This is a genomic window from Cyanobium sp. BA5m-10, from assembly GCF_024346255.1.
Taxonomy (GTDB): domain Bacteria; phylum Cyanobacteriota; class Cyanobacteriia; order PCC-6307; family Cyanobiaceae; genus Cyanobium_A; species Cyanobium_A usitatum.
Genome location: NZ_JAGQCP010000025.1, coordinates 1 through 23,772, shown reverse-complemented (window position 1 = coordinate 23,772; position 23,772 = coordinate 1). Strand labels below are relative to the sequence as shown.

General features: G+C 59.6%; 20 protein-coding genes. 8 read left to right on the top strand and 12 right to left on the bottom strand.

Annotation, left to right across the window (positions count from 1 at the left end; genetic code table 11):
- Window positions 1-10: 10 nt before the first annotated feature.
- On the bottom strand, window positions 11-1,165 hold the full coding sequence (locus KBY85_RS09895) for an FAD-dependent oxidoreductase (RefSeq protein WP_315859535.1): 1,155 nt from the start codon (window positions 1,163-1,165) through the stop codon (window positions 11-13).
- 111 nt (window positions 1,166-1,276) lie between these two features.
- On the opposite strand from KBY85_RS09895, the gene KBY85_RS09890 reads away from it, so the two are divergent.
- Window positions 1,277-2,044, top strand: a complete 768-nt coding sequence (locus KBY85_RS09890; RefSeq protein ID WP_254931632.1) for a phosphoadenylyl-sulfate reductase — start codon at window positions 1,277-1,279, stop codon at window positions 2,042-2,044.
- A complete protein-coding gene (locus KBY85_RS09885) occupies window positions 2,002-2,733 on the top strand; it encodes a type III pantothenate kinase (RefSeq protein WP_254961343.1) in 732 nt (243 codons plus the stop codon). The genes KBY85_RS09890 and KBY85_RS09885 overlap by 43 nt, the downstream gene beginning before the upstream one ends.
- Here KBY85_RS09885 and bcp read toward each other — a convergent pair.
- Window positions 2,711-3,178: a thioredoxin-dependent thiol peroxidase gene (bcp, locus tag KBY85_RS09880; protein WP_106632560.1), complete on the bottom strand. Its 468-nt coding sequence runs from the start codon at window positions 3,176-3,178 to the stop codon at window positions 2,711-2,713. The two genes, KBY85_RS09885 and bcp, sit on opposite strands and share 23 nt — an antisense overlap.
- A gap of 41 nt (window positions 3,179-3,219) precedes the next feature.
- Between bcp and KBY85_RS09875 the strand changes: the two genes are divergently transcribed.
- Window positions 3,220-3,888, top strand: coding sequence for a 4'-phosphopantetheinyl transferase superfamily protein (locus KBY85_RS09875; RefSeq protein WP_254961341.1), 669 nt, complete (start codon window positions 3,220-3,222; stop codon window positions 3,886-3,888).
- A 150-nt stretch (window positions 3,889-4,038) separates the two neighbouring features.
- Window positions 4,039-4,719 (top strand): alpha/beta hydrolase, encoded by a 681-nt coding sequence (locus KBY85_RS09870; RefSeq protein ID WP_254961340.1) that lies wholly within the window; start codon window positions 4,039-4,041, stop codon window positions 4,717-4,719.
- A gap of 88 nt (window positions 4,720-4,807) precedes the next feature.
- Here KBY85_RS09870 and KBY85_RS09865 read toward each other — a convergent pair whose 3' ends face one another.
- Entirely contained in the window at window positions 4,808-7,105 is a 2,298-nt protein-coding gene (locus KBY85_RS09865; RefSeq protein WP_254961339.1) for an AAA family ATPase, read from the bottom strand.
- Between the two features lie 55 nt (window positions 7,106-7,160).
- Between KBY85_RS09865 and KBY85_RS09860 the strand changes: the two genes are divergently transcribed.
- Genes KBY85_RS09860 through KBY85_RS09850 form a run of 3 tightly spaced genes read left to right on the top strand, consistent with a single transcriptional unit; the run spans window position 7,161 to window position 12,723 of the window.
- The gene (locus KBY85_RS09860) at window positions 7,161-8,294 is read left to right on the top strand and encodes an efflux RND transporter periplasmic adaptor subunit (RefSeq protein WP_254961337.1); all 1,134 of its coding nucleotides are present in this window, start codon (window positions 7,161-7,163) and stop codon (window positions 8,292-8,294) included.
- A 24-nt stretch (window positions 8,295-8,318) separates the two neighbouring features.
- Window positions 8,319-9,446, top strand: a complete 1,128-nt coding sequence (locus KBY85_RS09855) for an efflux RND transporter periplasmic adaptor subunit (protein ID WP_396121844.1) — start codon at window positions 8,319-8,321, stop codon at window positions 9,444-9,446.
- 7 nt (window positions 9,447-9,453) lie between these two features.
- On the top strand, window positions 9,454-12,723 hold the full coding sequence (locus tag KBY85_RS09850) for an efflux RND transporter permease subunit (RefSeq protein WP_254961335.1): 3,270 nt from the start codon (window positions 9,454-9,456) through the stop codon (window positions 12,721-12,723).
- On the opposite strand, the gene KBY85_RS09845 is transcribed toward KBY85_RS09850, so the two are convergent.
- Window positions 12,720-14,375: an alpha-D-glucose phosphate-specific phosphoglucomutase gene (locus tag KBY85_RS09845; protein ID WP_254961334.1), complete on the bottom strand. Its 1,656-nt coding sequence runs from the start codon at window positions 14,373-14,375 to the stop codon at window positions 12,720-12,722. The two genes, KBY85_RS09850 and KBY85_RS09845, sit on opposite strands and share 4 nt — an antisense overlap.
- Window positions 14,376-14,537: 162 nt before the next feature.
- Here KBY85_RS09845 and KBY85_RS09840 point away from each other — a divergent pair, with 162 nt between their 5' ends.
- Entirely contained in the window at window positions 14,538-14,888 is a 351-nt protein-coding gene (locus KBY85_RS09840) for a hypothetical protein (protein WP_254961333.1), read from the top strand.
- Here the strand turns inward: KBY85_RS09840 and KBY85_RS09835 are convergent.
- The 8 genes from KBY85_RS09835 to KBY85_RS09800 all read right to left on the bottom strand — a co-directional run bounded on the left by KBY85_RS09835 (window position 14,871) and on the right by KBY85_RS09800 (window position 23,292).
- Window positions 14,871-15,296 (bottom strand): hypothetical protein, encoded by a 426-nt coding sequence (locus tag KBY85_RS09835; RefSeq protein ID WP_254932317.1) that lies wholly within the window; start codon window positions 15,294-15,296, stop codon window positions 14,871-14,873. The genes KBY85_RS09840 and KBY85_RS09835 overlap by 18 nt on opposite strands.
- A gap of 22 nt (window positions 15,297-15,318) precedes the next feature.
- On the bottom strand, window positions 15,319-16,533 hold the full coding sequence (locus tag KBY85_RS09830) for an FAD-dependent monooxygenase (protein WP_254932316.1): 1,215 nt from the start codon (window positions 16,531-16,533) through the stop codon (window positions 15,319-15,321).
- Between the two features lie 8 nt (window positions 16,534-16,541).
- Window positions 16,542-16,784: a hypothetical protein gene (locus tag KBY85_RS09825; RefSeq protein WP_254932315.1), complete on the bottom strand. Its 243-nt coding sequence runs from the start codon at window positions 16,782-16,784 to the stop codon at window positions 16,542-16,544.
- 86 nt (window positions 16,785-16,870) lie between these two features.
- Complete coding sequence (locus KBY85_RS09820; protein ID WP_254961332.1) at window positions 16,871-17,257, bottom strand: hypothetical protein; 387 nt, start codon at window positions 17,255-17,257, stop codon at window positions 16,871-16,873.
- A gap of 5 nt (window positions 17,258-17,262) precedes the next feature.
- Window positions 17,263-18,447 (bottom strand): glycoside hydrolase family 130 protein, encoded by a 1,185-nt coding sequence (locus KBY85_RS09815; RefSeq protein ID WP_254961331.1) that lies wholly within the window; start codon window positions 18,445-18,447, stop codon window positions 17,263-17,265.
- Window positions 18,444-19,556 (bottom strand): Gfo/Idh/MocA family protein, encoded by a 1,113-nt coding sequence (locus KBY85_RS09810; RefSeq protein ID WP_254961329.1) that lies wholly within the window; start codon window positions 19,554-19,556, stop codon window positions 18,444-18,446. The genes KBY85_RS09815 and KBY85_RS09810 overlap by 4 nt, the downstream gene beginning before the upstream one ends.
- Window positions 19,553-21,823 carry a glycosyltransferase family 4 protein gene (locus KBY85_RS09805; RefSeq protein WP_254961326.1) on the bottom strand — a complete coding sequence of 757 codons (2,271 nt, stop codon included), beginning with the start codon at window positions 21,821-21,823 and terminating at the stop codon, window positions 19,553-19,555. Before KBY85_RS09805 ends, KBY85_RS09810 begins: the two co-directional genes overlap by 4 nt.
- Window positions 21,820-23,292, bottom strand: a complete 1,473-nt coding sequence (locus tag KBY85_RS09800; RefSeq protein WP_254961325.1) for a glycoside hydrolase family 130 protein — start codon at window positions 23,290-23,292, stop codon at window positions 21,820-21,822. Before KBY85_RS09800 ends, KBY85_RS09805 begins: the two co-directional genes overlap by 4 nt.
- Window positions 23,293-23,772 lie beyond the last annotated feature (480 nt).

Sequence of the window (23,772 nt, the reverse complement as noted above, 5' to 3'; positions counted from 1 at the left end):
CCCGGCAGGGTCACCGGGGCCAGTCCGCTAGCCAGCCGGCGACCACTTTGAACTGATGCGACTTACCAGGTAAGCGGGCCAGGTAGGCCAGTTTGCGAATCTGAAATGCCGCCGCTCCCGCCAGGGTGAATCCGCCGCCAACGAGGCTTGCTTCACCTCGGCCCAGGCTCATCATTTCGCCGAGGTCGTTGTAGTTGAAGGGATCGAGGGGTTCGCCAGCAAGGGAATGCATCAGGTTGGCGGCCAGGCACTCAGCTTGTTGGAAGGCCACTTGGGCCGTGGCTGGCAGGGGTAACTCCTGCTGGGCGATATCGCCCAGGGCAAATAGGTGGGGCTGATCGACCAGCTGCAGGGTGGGCTCGCAGCTCAGTCGTCCAAGTCGGTCGACAGGAATTGGCGGCTGGCATTCAAGCGATTGAAAGCGCAGGCCTGCAGTCCAGATAACCCCATCAACCTTCAGCTGTTCCGAGCCCGCTGGCCCCAGCAGCGTCAGTCCACCTGATTGCACCGCCTCGACGCGGGTGTGGGTTCGCAGCCTCACATCTCGGCGTTGCAGGGCCTGCTCAGCCTGTTCTCGGTTGAAGGCCTTGGCCTGGGGGAGCAGTCCGGGGCCCTGCTCAATCAGGTCCACAATCGTGCTCCCCTGCAATTGGTCGGCCAGCTTGCAGGCCAATTCCACCCCGCTGGCACCAGCTCCCACCACGGCCAAACGCTGCAGGGGCCGGGACCGCTCCTTCAAGGTCTGAATTAGCCGCTGCAGCCGTTCCACGTCTGCCAAGGTGCGAAAACCGAGGCTGTATTCAGCTACGCCGGGGATGCCGAAGTCATTGGCCTGGGCGCCCGTGGCCAGCACCAGGCGGCTGAAGGCCAGGCACCGGCCGCTGGCGGTATGAACTTGTGATGACTGGGCGTCGATGCGCACAACCCGGTCCTGCAGCCAGGCCACCCCTTTGCCGGCCAGCAAACTGTCGTAGCGAGGTGCGATCTCCCAGCTGCGCAGTTCGCCGCTCAGCAGTTCGTAAAGCAGGGGCAGAAATAGGAAGCGATCGTTGGGTTCGATCAGCAGGATTGGTGGATGGTGGCGGCGCTCTGCCAGGGCGAGGGCGGTGTAAAGCCCACCAAAGCCCCCGCCCACGATCACCACCGGTGCGGTTGGCGGGGTCACCGCAGCCTGCGATCGCGCCGCCTCAGGATTCAGCATTGCTTTGGTGGTCTTTCGCCGGCACCTGCTTTTGAACCCTAACCAGCGACTTACTCAAAGGGCGATGATGGTTTGATGCAGATGGCCCAAGTCCCAGCTCTTTCACCCGATGGCTCCGGTCGGCCGATCGATCTGGACGCTGCCAGGGCGCTGCTTGCACCTTTGTCGGCCCAAGAGCGCCTGAGCTGGGCTCAGAACACCTTCGGGGCAGGATTTGCCTTAACAACCAGTTTTGGCATTCAGTCGGCAGTTTTGCTGCACATGGCCAGTGAGCTGACCGCCAATATCGGTCGGCCCATAACCGTGATCTGGGTTGATACGGGCTATCTGCCGCCGGAGACCTATCAATATGCCGAGCGCCTGGTAGATCAGCTCCAGCTTCAGTTAGTGGTGGCCCAGTCGGCCATGAGCCCGGCCCGGATGGAAGCTCTGCACGGCCGCCTTTGGGAAACCGACCAGCCGGGAGATCTGGCGCTTTATCACCGCATCCGCAAGGTGGAACCCCTCGACCGGGCCCTCACTGATCTGGCGGTGACCTGTTGGGCCAGTGGTGTGCGCGGCAGCCAGACCGATCACCGCAAGGCCATGGAACCGCTGGATGCGGTGCGTCAGCGCTGGTCGCTGCGGCCCCTTCTCTCCTGGAGTAAACGGGATGTTTACTACTACATGGAAGAGCACAAATTGCCCCAGCACCCGCTGTTTGAGCAGGGTTATTCCACGGTGGGCGACTGGCACTCCAGTGCTCCTGATCTAGGAGATGTCAGCGGCCGGGCGACCCGTTTCGGTGGTCTCCAACAAGAATGTGGCATCCATCTGCCGGGATTGATGGGCGAGGGCATCTGAGCGAGGGCCGTTGGCTGCTGATCGGCAACAGCCGATGGCACTGGGCAGAGGGTGAGCTGGGCTGCCTGCGTACGTGGAGTGCTCCAGCCGGTGTGGGACAGCTTGAGGGGCTGGTTGCTTGGGCGGCGGTGGGCCAGGTGCCCGCCTCTGCTCCATTGCCGCTGGAGCGGCGTCTGCATTTGAAAGATGTGCCCTTGTTGGAGCAGCCTGGCTGGCTGGGGGTGGACCGTGCCCTAGTGGGTTGGCGGGCCTGGTGCCTTGCCTCTGGTCCCGTATTGGTGGCGGACGGCGGCACCGCCCTGAGCCTCACCCTGGTCACCAGCGAGGGCCGATTTGGGGGAGGACGGTTGCTAGCCGGAGCTGCCTTGCAGTTGCGGGCCCTGGCTGCTGAAACTGCAGGACTGCCTGCCTTGGACCCGCCCTTAGATCTGCCCCCGGAACTTTGGCCTCACTCCACACCAGAAGCTATGGCCGCTGGGGTTTTGCGGGGTCTGGCGGCCGCCTTGGCCGCCGCTGGGCGTGAAGCCAAAACAAGCTGCCCGGGCTGCAGTTTTTGGCTCACGGGAGGAGATGGCCCCCTGCTGAAACCATTGCTGCAGCAGCTGCTAGTCAGTGCTATGCCGCTACAGCTGGCTCCAGACCTGGCCCTTGAGGCCTTGGCGGCACTCAGGCCAGGCCCAGATCGCTGAGGATGTCGTCAGCCATGGTTTCGGACTTCACTTTTGTGTAGATCTTTTCGATCTTTCCTTCTGCATCCACCACAAAGGTGTGGCGCATCATGCCCATGTATTCCTTGCCCATGAATTTCTTCAGCCCATAGCTCCCATAGGCCGCGGCCACTGCGCAGGGCTCGGCGTCGCTTAGCAAGGTGAAGGGAAGGTCATATTTGGCGATAAATTTGGCGTGGCTGCTGGCGCCGTCTTTGCTGATGCCGAGCACGGTGATGGCTTGCTTTTCGAATGCGCCCCACTGGTCGCGGAAATTGCAGGCTTCTTTGGTGCAGCCGGGGGTGTCGTCCTTGGGATAGAAGTAGATCACCACCCGTTGGCCCTTGAACTGGGAAAGCTTCACCGCCGTTCCGTCTTGGTCTGGCAAGGTGAAATCAGGGGCGGGCTCGCCGATCTGCAAGGTCATTGAACGTCCAACCGAACTCACGAGTGAGCCTAGGCAGCAGCTTGGATCTGCCGCAGCGCCCAGCCCCCCAGCTATGGCTGCGCTATCTGGAGGGGGGCTGCCTCGGTTGTTTATCTACTGATGAATGGAGTTGGGGCTTGGGCCTGCCTGAGCTGCAGCGAAGTCGCTACTTCCAGAGCCGGGCTCTGCTCCGGCAGCAGCTGGCTGATGTGTTGGGCTGCGCTGGTGCCGCGGTGCCTCTCCATAGTCCGCCCGGCCAACCACCACTTTTAGGTAATGATCTGGGATGGGTCAGTCTCAGCCATAGCGGCGCTGGCTTGCTGATTGGCTACTCCGGCTCTCCCATCGGAGTAGACCTCGAATCCACTGCTCGACCTATTGAGCCAGCTGGATTGATGCGGCGGTTTTATCCAGAGCCTGAACAGGCGCAGTTGGGGGATTTGACTGGGGAGGAGCTACGGCGAGCGGTGCTCAACAGCTGGGTGTTGAAGGAAGCGGCCATCAAGTGGCGCCATCGCACCCTTGCAGCAGAACTGGCTCAGTGGTGTTACGACCACACCAGCGGTAGCTTGCAAAATCTCAGTGATGGGGCCAAGCCCGATCACAGCAGCGCTCTGCAGCAGGATTGGCGTTGGGCGGCGGTTGGTGAGGGCTGTGCAGGTTTGATGTTGGAGTCGCCAGGACAGCCCGAAGAAAGAGGGGGTACATAAAGGCGCGTGATTGTTCTGAAAACGAAGGTTCACCACTTAAATCCAGTACAAATCTTTCGTTTTTGTGTTGATGCGCTCCGCAGACTTGCATCTTTGGTGACATGCGGCATGGCGTGGCTAGCTTCGGATTGAACTGATTCCACGCCTCTCGTGATCAAGCGTTTGCTGGCCGGCCTTTTTGTGGGTACGGCCCTCTCGGCGGTGGCTATGCCAGCGTCCGCCGCAGTCGACAACAATCTCCCCGTTCGTTGGAACACCGGCGGCGCCGTGTGGTCTACCAACCAGGATGCCTTCAATACATTTCTGCAGTCTGGTGAAGTCACCGATCGGGGTCTGGAAGGGGGCCTGAACCGCTCCGGCTGGACTGCTGCCGAGGTGCGTGAGGGCATGAACAAGTCCTACAACGTGGACTTGGTTGGCGTCTCCCGCTTCCTTTACTCGGATGCCGGTGTGAAGTTCCTCAAGAACCAAACCACCAGCTACTTCCCCTACTGGAGCATGAACACCTACGCGGTGCAGGCTCTGCGCTCGGCGATCATGGCCGATGCCCGTGACGGCCAGATCTCCTCGGCCGGCATCATGAATGCGCTGCCTACCGACATGCGCCTAGCCGACTTCTGCAACACCTACACCGGTGCCCAGAACGTCTGTGCCGAAGGTCGCTGCCAAGGTGACGCCCAGTGCACTTCCCTGCTCTCCTGGTACGTGTTCCTGCCGGCCTGCATCCAGGCCAACCAGATGGCTGATCCCGTGGCTGAAGTGCGCACAATGGCCCCAGCCCCAGCCCCAGTTCAGCAGGTGCAACCTGAGGCTATCCGCGGCCTCTGGTGAGCCTGGCCTTTGGTGAGCATGGCCTTGGTGTTCGGCTCTCGCTAGGCGATTCGCCACCTCAGCTGCCCCGGCTTTCGCCGGGGCTTTTTTATGTGTTTATGGGTGTTTTCAGTGCGTCTGCACGCCTTGCCCTTACCAAGGTGTGCTCAAGTGTCTGGGGCAGGGGCTGGCCCAGCAGACGGCTGAATGCTTCTCGCAGGCTTTGCACGGCATCACTGGCTAGGGGCTTGCCCCGGAGTGCGGCCATGGCTTCTAGATAGGAGCTGGCCGGGGCCAGCCAGCGTTCGATCAGCTCGGCAGTCAGCTCGAGTTGGAGTGATTCCTGCCACTGCTCCTGTTGCACTTGCCATCCAGCGGCGATCAAGCTGCGTTGGCTGATTAGGCCGGTGCTTTGGGCCTGGATCAGTCGCTGCCCCTCCAGGTGAGTTAGCTCCTCCAGCAAGGTTTGCAGGGAGGTTTCTGCCTTGCCGAGCAGGGCCCGCAGGCCTGCTGCTGGACCGAGTTGGGGAGTGCTGAACAGCAGGCGCCATTGGCCGTTTTGGCCCAGCAGCGCGCCAGCCTGGCTGACCCAGGCCTCGATTTGTTCGGCGCTGAGTCCCTGCCAGGGTTGACGCGCTATCACCCAGTCGAAGCGGGCCCCGGAGTCAAGTGCGAGTTGCGGTTCGAGCTGGGAGTTAAGGGCGGCAGGGGTTTGGGGAGGCACCAGCAGCAGCTGGGGTTGGCGCAGGCTGTCGAGCACCTTCAGCTGGGCTTGCAGCCGCTCCCGGTCGGAGGCCTGGGCCACGGTGATCACTACCCCGCCCTCGGGCGTAGCGGCCAGGGGATCAAGGGCCCATAGCAACGACCTCGCTTCCAGCACCAGCACCCGCGCTTGGCGTTGCCAGATCACGCCTGCCCAGAAGCGATGTCTCAGAGTGTCGAGTCGTTCTCCCTCGGCGGCGGCTTGCCGCTGCAGCCAGCGCTCCAGCTGGGGATCCTCCGGACTGCTGCTGAGCACATCGCCCTGATCCGCCGCCATCTCAGCGGCAGCCGCCAGCTGGGCGGCCCGCCGCTGTTGCAGGCGCTTGCGCCTCTGGCCCTCCCAGCCCAGGCTGCCCGGTTGCCAGAAGATCTCACCTTGAAGTGCGCCAGGCAAATACTGCTGGGCTACCCAGTGCTCGGCGTAGGCATGGGGGTAGCGGTAGCCCACCCCATCGCCAAAAGCCTGGCCATCACGGTTGGCGTCGCGCAGGTGGGCGGGCACCTGCTGGCCGTTGGCGCTGCGCACGCTTTTGAGGGCATCGAAGAAACCCAGCACGCTGTTGCTCTTCTCCGCTCCCGCCAAATACAGAGCTGCCTGGGCCAGCGGGTAAAGGCCTTCTGGCAATCCCACTCGCTCGAAGCTGGCCGCGCAGGCTTCCACCACCACCACTGCCTGGGGATCGGCTAAGCCGATGTCTTCTCCGGCAGCGATCAACATGCGCCGGAAGATAAAGCGCGGGTTTTCGCCCGCCTCCACCATGCGGGCCAACCAGAAAAGGGCCGCATCTGGATCGGAGCCGCGCAACGATTTGATGAAGGCGCTGATCGTGTCGAAGTGGGCATCCCCCTGCTTGTCGTAGAGCACCGCCCGCTGCTGAATTGACTCCTCGGCGATGGTCAGATCGATCCTGATGGAGCCATCAGCACCGGGAGGAGTGGTCTCCACCGCCAGCTCCAGGGCATTCAGCAAGCTGCGGGCATCGCCGCCGGCCACATCAACCAGGTGGTCGGCCGCTGCTGCGGCTAAGTCAATCGAGCGTTCGCCATAGCCCACTGCCGGATCCCGCAGGGCCCGTTCCAGCAGCTGGCGCAGGTGTGCTGGCTCAAGCGGTTGCAGGCGAAACAACCGCGAACGGCTTACCAGGGCTTTGTTCACCTCGAAAAAGGGGTTTTCGGTGGTGGCTCCGATCAGATTCACCGTGCCGTTTTCCACCCAGGGCAGCAGGGCGTCTTGTTGTGCACTGTTGAAACGGTGCACCTCGTCGATGAACAGGGTGGTGCGCAGGCCATGGTGCGCCAGGCGCTGCTGGGCCGCGTCTACCTCGGCCCGCAGATCCTTGACGCCGGCGAGTACGGCATTGAGGCTGCTGAAGTGGGCCCTGGTGCTGCCAGCAATGATCCGGGCCAGGGTGGTTTTGCCCACCCCCGGCGGGCCGTGCAGGATCAGGTTGCCGACTCGATCTGCGGCGATGGCGCGGCGTAGCAGGCGTCCTACGCCGAGGATCGACTCCTGACCGACGAAGTCATCAAGGTTGCGGGGCCGCAGCCGGTCGGCCAGGGGCGCGACCCGGGCCAGGGTGATGTCGCGTTGATGGCTGAACAGGTCGCTCACGAGGTCGCCGCAGCGCCGTTCTGAGTCCATCATCGGGCCGCCGGCGATACGCTCCGGCCACGCGGCGCGCCCGTTCCACCATCACACCATGCACCGCCCAGTTGTTTCCCCCTTTTTGATTCTCACGGCGATGGCCTCTGCCCTGGTTGTGGGGTGTCAGCAGGGCCGCGAGCCAGCCCCGCGGCTGCCTGTGGTGCAGAGCCAGCGCCTGGGAACTGCTGAATTTCAAGCCAGTTTTGACACCGTGAGCACCCTGGAGGCAGAGGAGGAGGTGGATCTAGCGGCCCAGGCGGGTGGCCGCATTCAGCGATTGTTGGTGCGTCAAGGAGATCGGGTGCGCCAGGGCCAGCTGCTGCTGGTGCTCGACCAGGCCCAGCTCAGGGCCGAGGTGGCCAGCCTGCGCGCTCAGATGCAGACCAACCGCCTCAATTACCAGCGTTATCAGGATCTGGCCCGTCAAGGTGCTGCCAGTGCCCTGCAGCGGGATGAATTTCGCCAGGCCTACATCGCTGCCCGCGAAGCCTTGGTGGCCAGGGAAGCCGATCTCGCCTTCAAGGATCTGCGGGCGCCGATCAGCGGCACGGTGGCCGATTTGCGCGTCAAGCAGGGTGATGTGATTGCTGCGGGCGTGCCGATTACCCGCTTGATCCGCAACGCCAATCTCCTTGCCCGCATCGACGTACCTGCCACCTATGCCGATCGTGTTCGGCCTGGCCAGCGGGTGCTGCTGCTGGCGGCCTCCAGCTCCCAGCCCCTGGCGGAGGGCCCGGTGATCTCGGTGGATCCGGGGGTGAGCGCCCCAACTCAGACGCTGCTGGTGAAGGCGTCGTTTGCTAACCCGCGGGGCAGCCTGCGCAACGGCCAGCGCAGTCGCACGCGGCTGGTGCTGGATCGGCGCCAGGAGTTGGCCGTTCCCTTCACCGCGGTGACCAGGTTGGCAGGACAGCCATTTATCTATTTAGTGGGCAGCTTGGCTGAGCTGGAGCAGCGGCCAGGCAAGGCTCCCATCGCCGAGCTGCGACGGTTGCCAAGAGGCACCCTGTTTGCCTTGCAAACTCCGGTGCAGATAGGAGATCTGCAAGGAACCCTCTATCCACTGCAGCGGGGGGGGCAGGGTGTTGCACAGGAAGGCGATCGGCTGATTACCGCTGGCCTGCTCAACCTGCGCCATGGTGCCCCGGTGCAACTTGCGAGCCAGGCCAAAAAGCCAGGCATCCGGTAACTTGCCCTTGGATGCTCAGTGGATGTGAACAGAGCGGTTGCGGTCTCCTCTCTTCTAGGGCTGCTGTGCGCAGGGGGGTGTGCGACCAAACAGGCCTCCCGGCAACCGCTGGTAGTGCAGTCCGAAATCATCGGCGAGGCTGATTTCAGCCCCTCGATTGAGGTGATCAGCCAGCTCAGCTCCACCAGTGATGTGGCACTGCGCCCCGAGGTTGATGGGCGGGTGGTGAAGATCCTGGCGACCCAGGGCCAGCGGGTGAAGGCGGGCCAGCCGATCTTGGTGCTCGACAACGTGCAGCAATCGGCAAACCTGGATGCCAGCAAGGCCGAGGCCCGTAAGGATCTGGTTAACGCGGAGCGCTATATCTTTTTGAACGAGCAGGGAGCGGTATCCACAAAGGATCGCGACTTCTACGTCACCCAGGCGATTCAAAGCCGCGACCAAGTGCGCGCCAATGCGGCCACCTTGGGCTACAAATTCGTGACGGCACCGATCAGCGGCGAGATCGGCGATCTCGATACGGTGAAGTTGGGTGATTACGTGCGCCAGGGACAGGCGATCACCGGCATTGTCGACAACTCAAGTCTTTGGACCCTGATGGATGTGCCCGCCACCCGCTCATCGCGGGTGGCGCTTGGCCAGACCGTGCAGCTGGTGACCCAGGGCAACCCGCCTCTATCTGCGACGGGGAAGGTGGTGTTTATTTCCCCTTACTACGGAGTGAGCGGTAGTAGTTCTTCGCCAAACACGGTGCTGGTCAAGGCCTCCTTCCCCAACGCAACTGGCCAGCTCAAAACAGGTCAGTACGTGCGCAATCTGATTGTCACCGGCAACACCCGCCAGCTTTCCGTGCCGGTGCAGGCAGTGATGATGCAGGCCCAACAGCCTTTTGTTTATCGAGTGCTGCAACTCAGCCAGGTGCTCGCCAAGATCCGCGCCTCCACCCAAATTCCTGAGGCGCAGAAGCAGAAGCTTGAGGCCCTGCCGCCCAATACTCCGATCGTGGTGCAGACCCCAGTGCAGCTTGGGGAGCTGGAGGGCAATCGCTACCCGCTGGTCTCCGGCCTGCAGAAAGGAGAAAGGGTGGTCGTCTCAAATACGGCGCTGTTGCGTACCGGCATGCCAGTGAAACTCTCGAGCGGAAGCAACTGAGAAAGGTATGTCACTATCCGATAATTTCATCAAGCGGCCTGTCCTTACTACCGTTTGCAGCATCCTGATCGTGCTGCTGGGAATCATTGCGATCCCCGGCCTGCCAATTGAAAACCTGCCGAATATTGCGCCACCGCTTATTCAGGTGACCTCTAATTACGGCGGTGCTAATTCCATAGTGACGGAACAGGCCGTTACCAATCCGCTCGAGCAGCAGATCAACGGTGTGCCGGGCGCGGCCTATATCTCATCGACCAGCTCAAATACTGGTCAGAGCATTATTCAGGTTTATTTTGAGGAAGACACGGATATCAACATCGACCAGGTAAACGTTCAAAATCGCGTTTCCCTGGCCATGCCTCAGTTGCCCCAGCAGGTCTCGGCAACGGGGGTGTCGGTGATGCAGAGCACCCCATCGATTCTGCTGGCCTATCAGGTCACGTCTAGCCAGGGTCAATTTGATGCTTCCTATATCAACGGCTTGATTTATGAGCAGCTCTACTACCAGCTTGAGCGGGTCCCCGGAGTCGCTCAAGTCAATCTGCTGGGAGGTAGTAACCCTGCCTTCTGGCTGTTTGTTGATCCAAGCAAGCTCAGTGCCAACCAGCTGACTGCCGACCAAATCGTCAGTGCGGTCAAGAGTCAAAACAGCATCGCTATTGGTGGCCTGATTGGTGGTCCGCCAGCTGGAGGAGATCAGCTGTTCGCCTACCCGATCTTAGTGGCTGACAACGGCAACTTGATGTCAGTAGATCAGCTCAATGACCTAATAGTTGGTAAGTCACCACAAGGCAATTTGCTACGGCTGCGCGATGTGGGCCAGGCTACCTACGGGTTTAATACCTTTGCTCAGCAGGCGGTGAGTTACGACGGGTTCCCGTCTATTACCGTTGCGGTGTTCCAAACTCCAGAGAGCAATGCTCTAGATGTATCAGAAGCTGTGGTGGCCGTGATGAATCAATTCACCCAGTCAACTCCGCCTGGGATCGCGGTTAAGCAGATTTACAACATTGGTCAGTTTATTGAGTCTGCGGTTGAAGGGGTAACGGATGCCCTTGGTCTGGCAATTGTGCTGGTGCTAGTGATTCTGTTTCTGTTTCTACAGAACTGGCGCGCCACGGTGGTGCCCAGTCTGGCAATCCCGATCTCACTTATAGGTACTTTCGCCTTCATCAAGGCTTTTGGGTTTTCCATAAACCAGCTCACCTTGCTTGGCTTGGTGCTTGCTACTGGCCTGGTGGTTGACGATGCGATCGTTGTGATCGAGGCGGTTTCTAAAAATCTTGAGAGTGGTATGAGTCCACGCAAGGCGGCGATGGCCTGTATGGGTGAGCTAACTGGTGCTCTGATCGCTACATCGCTTGTGCTGATGGCTGTATTTGTGCCAGTAGCTTTTTACCCGGGTGGTATTGGCATCATCTACAAGCAATTCGCCCTCACGATCGCCTTTTCGATCGCCATCTCCACCTTCAATGCCCTGACCTTCTCGCCAATGATGTCGGCCCTGATCCTCAAGTCGGAGCAGCCTCCGAAGCCCAAGGGTTGGGGTTGGACCATCGGTGGTGTGGTGGTGGGCCTGGCCTTCGGCCGCTTCAGCGCCGCATCCTTTGGTGTCGGTGCCTACGTCTTCGGAGTTGTCGTGTTCGGGTTGGCTGGTAGCCGGCTTGCCTCAATTTTTGAGCAATTCAATCGGTTTTTTGCTTGGTTGCAGAGTAGTTATGCCCGCTTACTTGAGGTGCTGATCCGCCGCCGCAAATACGTTGTTGCGGGCCTCGCTGGCGGCATTGTGCTCACCGCGCTTGCTTTCTCGGCCCTGCCCTCGGCTTTCATCCCTGAGGAAGACCAGGGATATGGGGTGGGAATTTTTCAGTTGCAGAACGGTGCCTCCCTCAGTCTCACCCAGCAGACTGGCCTGGAGATTGCCAAGGTGCTCAAGGAGGAGCCTGACATCACGGCGGCTTCGGTGGTTAGCGGCTACGGCTTCAACGGCTCCAGCCCAGACCAGGGTGTGTTCTTCTTCGGCCTTAAGCCCCTTGAGGAGCGTAGTGGTGCCGATCAGAAAGCACCGTCAATTGTAGAGCGACTCAATGCCAAGCTTTCTAAAATTAGCAGTGGTCTAGTTGTAGCAGCCCAACCGCCCGCGATTCCTGGCTTCTCGGCCCAGGGTGGCTTCTACTTTCAGTTCAACGACTTAAGTAATGGTGCATACAGCTTTAACCAACTCGATGCCCTAGCTCAAAAGCTTGTGGCAGCTGGTACGGCATCCGATCAGTTTTCAAGCCTTTACACCCAGTTTATCCCCAGCGCCCCAGCATTTGGTCTGAAAATTGATCGCTCGATTATGGGCGCTCTGAACATCGATTTCCAGCAGGCCATGCAGACGATTGCCGTGCTCGCAGGTGGCAACTACTCAGGCCTGACCTATGAAAATGGCCAGGTGCGCAATATCTACGTGCAGTCAGAGGCTTCCGGCCGCAGCACTCTCGAGGATGTGCTCAGTTATTACGTACGTAACCGCGACAACAAGCTCGTTCAGGTTAGTGAGTTTGCCTCCTCAGATCTCACAAGTGCCCCTCCAGTTATTAGTCACTACAACCTTTATCGAACAATTTTGATTCAGGGCGCGGAGGCGGTTGGTAAGAGTTCTGGCCAGGCCTTGACGGCTATTCAGCAGATCTTTAAGCGGCTTGATTTCAATAATATTGGCTATGCATTCACTGGTCTGGCTTCCTTGCAGCTTTCTGCCGGTAACGCCAGTGTGCTGGTGTTTGGTCTGGGTATTTTGATTGTTTATCTAGTGCTTTCGGCTCAGTACGAGAGCTATGTCACGCCGGTGATCATTCTCATGACAGTCCCCTTGGCCATGCTTGGAGCCCTGGTGTTCTTGGCGCTCCGCTCCATTGATCTAAATATTTATGCCCAGGTGGGTCTGGTCACCTTAATTGGCTTGGCTGCCAAGAATGGCATCTTGATTGTTGAGGTTGCTGAGCAGCACGTTGCCAATGGCATGAGCTTTGCGGAAGCGGCTATTTCTGCTGCTGAGTCCCGCATGCGTCCAATTCTGATGACCGCAATCGCCTCGCTGGCTGGATTCCTCCCCCTTGTGGTGGCAACCACCGCTGGAGCAAATAGTCAGCAATCCCTAGGCACGGTGATATTTGGGGGGCTGCTAGTTGCCACAGTGCTTTCGCTTGGCGTTGTGCCTCCTTTCTATGTGGTGATTAAAAACTTTGAGGCTCGCTGGTTGCCTGAATCCATACCGGAGACAACCGCTTAGGTGATCACGGTGGGGCGATCCATCCCCGTGCGGTTCTTGATTTCGGCCAGTCCATCGATTGCCGTGATCAGCTCGCCGAGGGCCATTTGGGGATCCTGGCTGAGGTTGCCGCTAGGGGGCACATAGCTCTCCAGATACACCCGCAGGGTGGCTCCCTGGGTGCCGGTGCCGGAGAGGCGCAGCACCACTCGGCTGCCATCTTCGAGCAGCAGACGCAGGCCTTGGCCGCTTGTGAGAGATCCGTCTACCGGATCGGTGTAAGCGAAGTCGTCGGCGGTAGCGATACTGCGGCCGGCGAAGCTTTGGCCCACCAGCGCGGGCTGCATATCCTTGATGCGGTTGTAGAGGCCATGGGCGGCCTCGCTGGCGATGGCTTCGTAGTCGTGGCGCGAGTAATAGTGCCGGCCGAAACGGCTCCAGTGCTCGGCCATGATCCTGCTCACTGGTGTCTGCTTCCTGGCCAGGATCTGCAGCCAGAAAAGTACCGCCCAGAGGCCATCTTTTTCGCGGATGTGGTTGCTGCCCGTGCCGAAACTTTCCTCACCGCAAAGGGTTATGCGCCCCGCATCGAGCAGGTTGCCGAAGAATTTCCAGCCCGTTGGCGTTTCGAAGCAGGCCAGACCAAGCTCCTTTGCCACCACATCGGTGGCGGCGCTGGTGGGCATCGAGCGAGCCACACCGGCTAGGCCATCGGCGTAGCCCGGGGCCAAGGTGGCGTTGGCGGTGAGTACCGCCAGGCTGTCGCTTGGGTTCACGAAGCAGCGTGCCCCCAGCACCATGTTGCGGTCGCCGTCGCCATCGCAGGCGGCACCGAATTTGTAGGCATCGCTGCCCATCAGCAGCTCGGCCAGGTCGTGGGCGTAGGTGAGATTGGGATCGGGGTGGCCGCCGCCAAAATCTTCTAGGGGGATGCCGTTGCGCACCGTGCCCGCGGGAGCGCCAAGCAATTCTTCGAAGATCCGGCTGGCGTATGGGCCGGTCACCGCGTGCATGGCATCGAAGGCCATCGGAAAGTCGCCCCGCAATAGATCGCCGATCTGGTCGAAGTCGAACAGGCGCTGCATCAGCGCTACGTAGTCGTCTACGCCATCAATAACCTCAACCTGCAGGTTGCCAATGCTGCTGAGCCCTGGCGTTGAGAGGTCGGGATCGCTGCCGCCTTCGCAGATCCGATAGCCGCCTAGTTCCAAGGTGGCGGCGTAAATCGCGTCGGTGATCGATTCCGGCGTGGGGCCGCCGTTGGCGCCGTTGATCTTGACGCCGAAATCGCCATCGGGGCCGCCGGGGTTATGGCTGGCCGAGAGAATCACCCCGCCCACGGCGCCGTGTTGACGTATCAGGTGGGAGGCGGCTGGGGTGGAGAGGATGCCGCCGGTGGTGGTAATCAGCCGGGCCACGCCATGGGCTGCGGCCATGCGGGCGATCACCTTGATTGCTGCGAGGTTGCCGTAGCGACCGTCACCTCCCACTACCAAGGTGCCGCCGGCCACGCCTGGCAGCACCTGCAGGCTCGCTTCGATGAAGCTCTCTAGGTAGTGGGGCGTCTGGAACTGGCGACTGCTCTTGCGCAGGCCGGAGGTGCCGGGCTTCTGGTCGCTGAAAGGCTGGACCAGGGAAATCTGCCGAATGCTCACGGGATTACTGCTGGTCATCGGCCGAATCCACAGGGGCACTGGGGCACCAAATTAACCTTGGCTTGTCACCTTTCCAGAACTGACTAGCTTCCAAGGGAAGGCAGTTGATTGGGGACAGGGGTGTTGGCCAAAAACAGGTTTGCCAGCGGGCACATTTGGAGAGTGGCTTGCTTAGCTGGCTTGGCGCTAACAGCCAGCTCCTTAGCGGCCACAGAAGCCGGCCTGGCGGCAGTGATGGGGGGAGCCCGCGCCCTTCCTTTGGCGGAGGCGGTGCAGCGCAGTCGGTTGGCAGCTGAAGCCGTGATCCAGCGACGCGGCAAGGAAACCTGCCTGCGCGGCAAGCTCACCAATGCCTTACTGGGCCTGTCTGCCAGCTGTGAAGTTGCGGCTCAGAAGGATGGTCTCTGTGCCTTGGCCGATCAGGCGGTGGTGCAGTTCGGCTGGTCGCTGGCTTTTATGGACAGCACTGCCCAGCAGGTGCTGAACCTGATTGAGAGCCAGCCGGGATCAGGATCAGGACCCAGGAATTAGGTTGAACGCACCTTTTTTCTCCTTGGGTTTTGTGTCGGTTTTGCTCGGGGCGACCGAGCGGGTCTGCTGTTTGCAGAAGGGGATCACGTCCTGGCCGGCTCGGTTGAGAGCTTCGCGCCTTTCAAAAGTGTTGGTGGTAGCTGGCTTTGCCCGTTCGAGGATCGTCCAGATGGCGTCCTTGCAGTTGGCGCCCAGGCGTGGGTGATCCATCAGCGGATCGGCCATGGTGCGTGCCTTGCCGCAGACTTCAATTGTGTTGTCTCTTCCGCAGGCGAAGGTTTGGAGCTGGAGCTCGCGCAACAGGTCCATGGATGGGTACGGCGGGTCCTTGGGTGCTGCCTGTAGGGGTGCAGCCAGCAGGGCGATCAGGCCAAGGGCAAGTGCGGGATCAATCCGAGGCGCGGCCATGGTTCCACCGGGGTTGCTCCCATCATGGCGCTCCTGGCAGCTGGGCCAGTCCCTGGCGAAGCGGTTGTTGCTGCTGGCTCCAGTGGGCAGCGATCGCGGGGCCCACCAGGGGTGCGGCGATCGCCAGAGCCCCCCGCAACCAACCCTGCTGCCGCAACTGCTCTCCCCGGGCTGCTTCGGCAGCCTGCAGGGTTTGCATGCTGATGATTTCGGGCCGCCGCTCCGCCTCAATTTGGACGGCCACCCCATCAAGGGCAGCGCCGCTGCAGCCACTGCTGAGCAGAGGCAACAACCGTATGGCGGCTACCCAGGCATCACGCAGGGCCATGTTGATGCCCTGGGCTCGCACCGGTCCCATCGGGTGGGCCGCATCGCCAAGCAGTAGCAGGCCCGGTTGGCACCAGCGCTCCGCTAGTCCCACCTGCACCGTCAGTCGGCTGGGCGCCCCCAATCCACCGCGCCACTGCCGTAGCCAGGCCGCTAGCTGCGGCGGACTCAATGCTGCCATCCGCTCGATCCAGCCTTCTCTGCTGAGCTCGGGTGTGGCTTGAGACTTGCCCATAACCCAACCCAGCTGGACGCCGCCGCTGGCGCTTTCGAAAGCGCTGAAAACCCCCTGGGGCCCCACCAGGGTGGTGAAGGAGCCAGCTATGGGCGAGGCCGCGGGACTGGCCAGTTGAAACCAGAGCAAGTCGATCGGGCTGGGGCTGCTCTGCAGCGCTAGCCCTGCCTTCTGGCGCACCAGGGAGCCCCGGCCATCGCAGCCGACGACAAGGTCGGCAGGTAGCTGACTGCCATCGCGCAGTTGCACCCCCGCCACCCGCTCCTGCTGCCACAGCAGGTCAACCACCGGTTGGCCCCGCTCAATCGCAAAGGAGGGGTAGGTGCTGCCCCGTTTCAGCAGGGCCTCCAGCAGGGCCGGCTGGCTCACCAGGGTGCAGGGCCGGCTGGGATCGCCGCCGAGGGGCTCGGTGGCGGTGAATAGCTCCTGGCCATCTACCACGAAGCGCCATTCCACCAGGGGCCGGTGGGGCAGGCCTGGAATCAGCTCGAGCAGCCCCATGGCCGCCAGGGCCTCTAGCCCTGAGGGCATCAGCGCTTCGCCGCGGAATTGACGCTCCAGGTTGGTGCCGGCCTCCACCAGGGTTACGGCCATACCGCCACGGGCCAGCAGTAGGGCCAAGCTGGCCCCCGCCGGTCCGGCACCCACCACCACCACCTTGGGGCGGTGGCTCAAGGGGCCACTCAAACGAAGGAGTTGTAGTTGCGAGTGCCGCCGCTCTCCGGGTCGACATGGCCCGTCAACTGGCTTTTCTTGCTGAGCAAATATTCCACCAGCTCCTGCTGAACGGCCAACAGTTCATTGGTGCAGCCGCGGAATGCGGCTCGGTGGCGTATTTCATCGTGCCGGGTGTGCAGGTCGCGCAGCATCAGCTGGATGGCATCCAGGGTGGCCGACGTGTTGCGGGAGGCCGGCGGGGCATTCAAGGCACGCTCCGTTCCACTGACCATGGCCACAGCATTGAGGGGAAGGCCAAGCGTAGGAGGGGGGCCGCCTGGATCACGGCTCCCGATCAGCAGTCGCCAAACAGGGTGCTGGACACCTGATGGAATGTTTCAAAGGTGTCTTGGTGATCCAGCCCGCTCACCGCCAGGGAGACGGTCCGCTGGCGGGGGTTGCATTCCACCGCCAGGCTCACTGCCCTGGCGCCATGGTCGGCATGGAAAGCGGCGCTCTGGCCGTCAACGGCGTAGAGGGTTTCGGGGGCGTGGGTGAAGCCGAGCTGGTTGGCCAGCAGGCTGATGCCGGCGAGGGACTGGGCCAGGCTGCCGTCGCAGCGGATGGCTGTGGTGTAGACCACCGGCGCGGCGGGGGTGGTGTCCTCGCCCGGCAACATCAGGGAGCTCGCCAACGACTTCATCAGGTTGCCGGTCTTCGCCAAGCTGCCGGTCTTCGCCAAGGTCTTCATCGACGTCGTAGGCCATCCGAACTATTGGACTTTAGGTGCAGATCACTAGATATGGTGTTTGGGGTTGCCAGAGGTCCACATATGGTGGGTGGAGATGCCATCCCCCCCCTTTCCCGACTCAGCTGGCTGGTGTCACTGATCAGCAGATCAGTGAGCCCAAGTTCCACTACGCAGGTGGCGGTATCAGCGGCTCCGGCGTAGATCAGCAGTGAATCCTCCTGTTGGATGATGCCAGTGGGGAACACCACATTTGGTACAAATCCCAGACATTCATACTCCATCTCTGGTGCCAATATCTGCTCTCCTGCGCTGAGAATCTTCGAGGGCTGATCGAGATCCAAAAGCAGCTTTCCAGCCCCATAGCTGCCGATGCCGCTTTCACCTTCGCCCTTATTGTTGCCGTGATAGATCACCAACCATCCCTCCTTTGTGCGGATCGGTGGTGTGCCCGCGCCGATGCGGCCGCAATCCCAGCCTGCACTAGAGCCCAGCAGGGGCTTGTGCTTGCCCCAATGCAGTAGATCGGGTGATGAGGCCAGCCAAATCTCCGGACGGGAAAAATCATGGGCAGTGGTGGGCCGATGCAGCGCGAAATAATGGCCGCCGATACGCTCCGGGAACAGCACCACATCCTTGTTTTCCGGGCAGAAGATCGGCCCGTGGAACTTGAAAGAGCTGAAATCAAGTGTAGAGGCCAAAGCTGTTGCCGCACCGTGGGGGGATACTGCTACATAGGTGATATAAAAATGATCATCAATTGGCGTGATGCGGGGATCCTCGATGCCGTAGCTCTCACAGCCGAGGCTGGGCCGGAGGATTTGCTGCTCACTGGGCTCGATCTGGCGACCGTCGGCGCTGCGAACCACGCGCAGATGGGAGGTGGAAGTGAGCCGCAGCAGGCCCGTTTCCCTGATCTTCACTACCCTGGCATCTTCGACAATCAATTCCTGCTCAGCCAGCCAATCGATAACTATTTTTCCTGCCTCCAGATCCCAGCGCGGCAAACCCACGAAACCCGGCCGGATCTGCCTAGGCGCCTCGGCAACCCTGATAAGTAGCACAACTCCCTGCTCCGTTGTGACGGCGCCTGGATTGAAGGCGCCAACAACTCGCATGTCTTGCTGAGAAGGTGCAAGCTGCTCAGGGGTCAGCAGGCAGCTGCTAAATAAACGGGGTCTCATCCGCCAGGCTCAGCTAGCTGCGTTGCCGTGCAGGCCATGGCGAGGGAGTTGCGGCCATTCTCCTCAGTGATCAGCCGTTGATGGGAACGATCGGCAATCCAGGCGATCTGGTCGGCGAACAGTGCCCGCAGCAGCTCGCAATAACGGCGCATCTTCTCGGCCTCCAATCCAGCATGAAGATCGATCTTCTGATAGGTGTCAAAGTCTTTGTGGCGTCCACGGGCTAGGCGCTTAGAGCCGCTATAGCTTTCGAGAACATCAATCCTGGCGTCAGGGAAGATCTGCATCAACCTGCGCGATTGCTCTTCATCCACCACGGCCCGCAGCCGGACCCGAGTAGGTACCCATTCCTCCAGGGTCAATTCACCGTGTTCAAATAGCAGCCTGAATTCCTGGCGCTCCAGCCGTGCCGGCTGGGTGAAGCCGTGATAGAAGTTGATTAGGGCACCATTTTCGTAGCGCACTACGCACTGCACCTGCTCCTCAATGCCGGAGCCTGGGCGCAGAGTCCGCTGGGAGTAGACAACCTCTCCCTTCCCCAGCCAACCTTCGAATAGATCGAAGAAATGCACGCCATGTTCAATGAAGATGCCGCCACTTTTGCTGCGATCCCAGAACCAGTGCTCGGCTGAAAGCCCCTCATCGCCGGCGGCATTATCAAACCAGCCATGCAGGCACTCGCCGATCACCTTGGAATCGACAAGTTGGCGTACGGCCTCAAATAGCGGGTTGTAGCGCTGCATCAGGTTGGCGATGCAGAGGCGATCGCCGGAGCGGGCCAGCTGCAACAGCTCATCAGCCTGGGCCAGGTTGAGCGCCAGCGGCTTTTCGCAAATCACATGCTTGCCTGCCTCCAGGGCTGCACGCACCTGGCCGTAATGGAGGAAGGGCGGCGTGGCGATGTAAACAAGGTCAACCTGATCAAGGTTGAGCAGACTCTCCACATCGAGGGTTTCAGCAACTCCAAAACGGCGGGCCATGGCGAGTGCCGCCTCTCGATGGGTGCCAGCCATGGCCACCAGCTCCGCCCCTTCAACTTGTAGAAACTGTTGGAGAGCAAACAGGCCAAACCCGCCTGCTCCAATGGCGCCGATGCGGATCTTATTCATGGCTTGGGGATTGAATGGCGAGCGAGTTCGATTAGTCGCATCTCCTGCAGAGCCAGGAGGAAAGCCAGAGTTGATTCGGCACCCTGGTTCATGTTGACGCTGTCGTCTTGAAGACCGTCGAAGCAGCCGCCAGTGCGTGCGTCATAGAGCGGCAGGTGCAGGTCGTTGTCGCCTAGGAACCAGGCAAAGGCTCGCCAGGCCTCGCGGAGCCAGAAGCTATCGCCCGTAGCTGACCAGGCCTCAACGCAAGCCGACACTGAAGCGCAGGCCTCCAGTGGTTGCTGGTCGAAGGTGGCCCGCTGCTGGCCCCGGCGGTAGAAGCCATTGGAACCAATTGGCCTGAAATGGCCAGCTTCAGCGGTTTGCTCTGCCATCAACCAGCGCAGACTGCGCAGACCCACATCAAGGGCTTCGCTTCGATTCGACCAGCGGCCACTGAGGATCAGGGCGTGCGGCAGGGAAGCATTGTCGTAACTGAGCACATCCTCAAACCAGGGCCATTCATCACCGGAGTTTTGATCGAAGGCCACCAGTAACTGATCGGTGAGGGTATCGCGCATCAGATCGACGGTTCGATCACCACTTAGCTTGCGCAGATACTCGTGGATAGATTTGAGTCCAAGGGCCCAGGCCCGTGGACTCGTTGTTTTGGTGACCGAGGGGAGCGCCAGCTGAAACAGATCCACTGCCCAGTGGCGCAAATCATCGCGGCGGGATCTGCCTACACAGGCAGCCAGGGCTAGCAAGGTGCGGCCCAGGCAATCATCGGAGCCATCTTCATCGAGCCAGGTGCGCTCGAAGCTCATGAAGTTATGAAATCGGCAAGTTCCCGGGATGTAGGCATAGTTAATAAACGATGCATAACAAGTAGCCAGTGCTTGTACATCGGGCGTGGCATCCCCCGATTCTTCGAGCATTACAAGTAATTGCAGAGCGCGAACATTGTCATCCGTGCAATATCCTTCCTTGAAATTGGGAAAGGTGAATTTAGCGTGCTGATAAATACCTGTTGAATCCGAGATTCTCTTCAGATGCTCAAGCCTTAAGGCCGGCAGCTCGCGCGGTTCCTGCTCCAAGGGCTTGATTGGGGAGTGCAGCTCCACTCCGTTGCCACGATCTAGCCTGGCTCGCTCAAATGAGCTGGCATAAAGTTCAGCCACCTGGCTCCAGATCATGCCCCTACCAAGTAGGTAGGCCTGCTTGCGCATGGCATGTCTACGCACTTCATCGATCAACAAACCGATCAGTGCTTCGGCAATTGCATCACTGTTGCGAAAGGGCACTAACACGCCCCGGTCTTCAGCAAGCAGCTCTTCTGCATGCCAGTAGGGAGTGGAGATCACCGCCTTGCCGCAACCGAAGGCATAGGAGAGGGTACCGGAAGTTATCTGATCACGGTTGAGGTAGGGAGTGATATAAATATCCGCAACACCAAGAAAATCTTTAAGCTCTTCAGCGCTCACAAAGCGGTTGTAAAAGATTACCTGCTTTCTAACCCCAAGCTCAAGGGCAAGCCTTTCAAGACTTAAGCGATAGGTTTCGCCCTGCTCGCGTAGCAGGTGGGGATGGGTGGCACCCAATACGATATAGACGACCTCGGGGAATACCTTGACCACCTCAGGTAAGGCCCGGATAACGTTTTCTATCCCCTTGGCTGGCGAGATCAACCCAAAAGTAAGAAGAACTTTTTTGCCTTCAACACCAAACTGATCTTTGTAATAGTTGGGATCTACAAACGGCATGTCTGGCACACCATGGGGGATCACATCTAGATGATCTGCTTGCAACCCGTAGATTTCCTCAAGAATTCGGCGCCCCCGTTCACTCATCACAATGATCCGTGCTGAAAGTGCGGCGAGCTCCTTCATCACATGCAGATGTTCTGCGCTGGGCTCCTCCAGGATCGTATGGAGTTGGGTAACCACAGGGATATGGACATGGCGCAAAAGCGTTAAGATATGCTTGCCAGCTGGGCCGCCATAGATGCCAAATTCGTGCTGGAGGCAGATGACATCCGTATCGGTGAGATTCAGGAAATCGGCAGCGCGGCGATAGCTGCTTAAATCCTGCTCCGCAATCTCAAAACGAACTTCCGGTGGATAGGCGTAGCCTTCGGGAACGTCGTTTAGCGCAACGATGAAGCATTCGTTGTCGGCTGCGTCGTCGGAGAGAGCTCGATAAACCGAGTGTGAGAAGGTGGCGATCCCACATTTCCTTGGCAGATAGTCGCCAACGATTGCAATTTTTTGAGTAGATCTTGGCTTCAAGGATATTTCTCCAGTGGGTTGGCCTTCAATTTTCGCAATAACTCCTTAACGGATACGGTGGCAAAAGTGGCTGACTGATCGCTCATGGCGTAAGGTATGATCAGCTTATCGGCATGGATTAGTGATCCGCAACTATAGACAACATTCGGAACATATCCCTCTCTCTCCTCCTTGGTTGGCTCTAGCAGGGGCTCCTTGAGGCGGCCGATCACTTGGCTTGGATCGTTAATGTTGAGCAGAATCGCGCCTATGGTGTATCTACGCATTGGTCCAACGCCATGGGTCAGTACCAGCCAGCCAGCTTCGGTTTCGATTGGTGAGCCACAGTTGCCAATCTGAACGAACTCCCAGGGGTAGGTGGGCCGCATCAAAATACGCTTTTCATACCAGAAGTGCAGCTGGTCTGAATACATCAGATAGATATTCTCGCCATCCTGCCTGGAAAGCATGGCGTATGAGTCTCCAAGTTTTCTTGGGAATAGGGCCATGCCCTTATTTGCCACTTCAGGGCCGTTTAAGGTGCTTATTTTGAACTTGGTGAAGTCTTTAGTTTCCAGCAACTGGGGGAAGACAAGCTGACCGTCATAGGCGCTATAGGTTGCATAATAGGTAGTCTGCCCGCCTTCCTTAAAAGCAACAAATCGTGCATCTTCAATGCCTCGACTTTCGGTGGGAGAGGTGGGGAAGATAGCCCGCTCTGAGCAGTCGTCACCTGTGTCGAAGCTGAGCTCGTAATTCGCGCGTGCCAGCGATAGTACGCTTTCCACTATCTGCGCCCTGTCTGTATTGGCGAGACGGTCACTGCGCAGGGCTTGGTTGGTTAATTCCTTGAGTTCCTCAAAGCTGAAGAAATCAGGCAGCTGATCCATTAGCCGCTGAGCAAGATGCGAAAGCAAGCCCATTTCAACAAGCTTTCGCTCGAACAGATGCTTTTCATAGCTTGGGTTTGGATGCACATCAGCAGCTGCCACAAAGGGGCTCGGCTGATCGAGGGTGATACCTCCCTCTCGGTTGATTACGCCAGTGCGAAAAACAATTGAGGAGATATGGCCTTCGCCCGTAGCCCGTAGGCTTAGGAGAAAGCGCATGCTGCCTTCATCTATACCCGACTGATCCGGATGCCGCACGATCGATGGATTGAAGAGAGCCGCCGCTTCAAGGGAATATTCCAGTGTGAAATAGGCACCGATCAGCAGTCGTTCACAGCGGTTTAGGGGCCGATCGGTGATCAGATGCTCGCTCACATGGCCGAAACGAGTGAGTAGAAAGGCCTGCAGCTTTTCATGGCGGCCTTCAAAGCTCTCCAGCATGATGGCGGCTTCGCGCTCCGCCTCGGAGCGGCTTAGGGCCATGACCCGAGCAACAATTCGTTGAATGCGTTCCCTGCCACTCGTTTCGAAGGCCCTTAAAAACACCCGCGAAGGGTCCGGTCGAATTTGAATATTTGTTCTGTTGACCTGAAGTGACATGGTTTATAGCCTGCCTTAGGGATCAAAAAAGGCTAGAAATAAAAGGTCGGGTTCAAAAAGCAAGAATATTGTTGCCTTTGTGTTTGGTACCCGTTCAGGCCTGGATTAGTGCTGCGAATGTTTGCCTTGCTGAACCCTAGATGCTGGCTTTATTTTTGGTTGCATTTCAGGTAAAAATATTTGCGATAAGTTCCCTTGATGCTGCGATTTCAGCAGCAGACTCACTTGCGACTCCAGTAGTCGTCCTTGCCTTGAGTTCGGCTTAGCTACTGCAGAACTAGTAACCCCTCCGCAGGGTCATCCAGGCGCTGGTCAGGAGCTGCTGCTGAGCGAGCTTGTTGTTGTTCCCACTTCCCCCTCTGCCAGGAAAGTTGACGCCTCTCCATCTCGACCACTTTTTTCACCAGGGGGCTTGATGGAGCAGAGCAATGCGTCGTTACAGCGAGGCCTTTAAGGCTGATGTGAGGAGGCGTATGACTC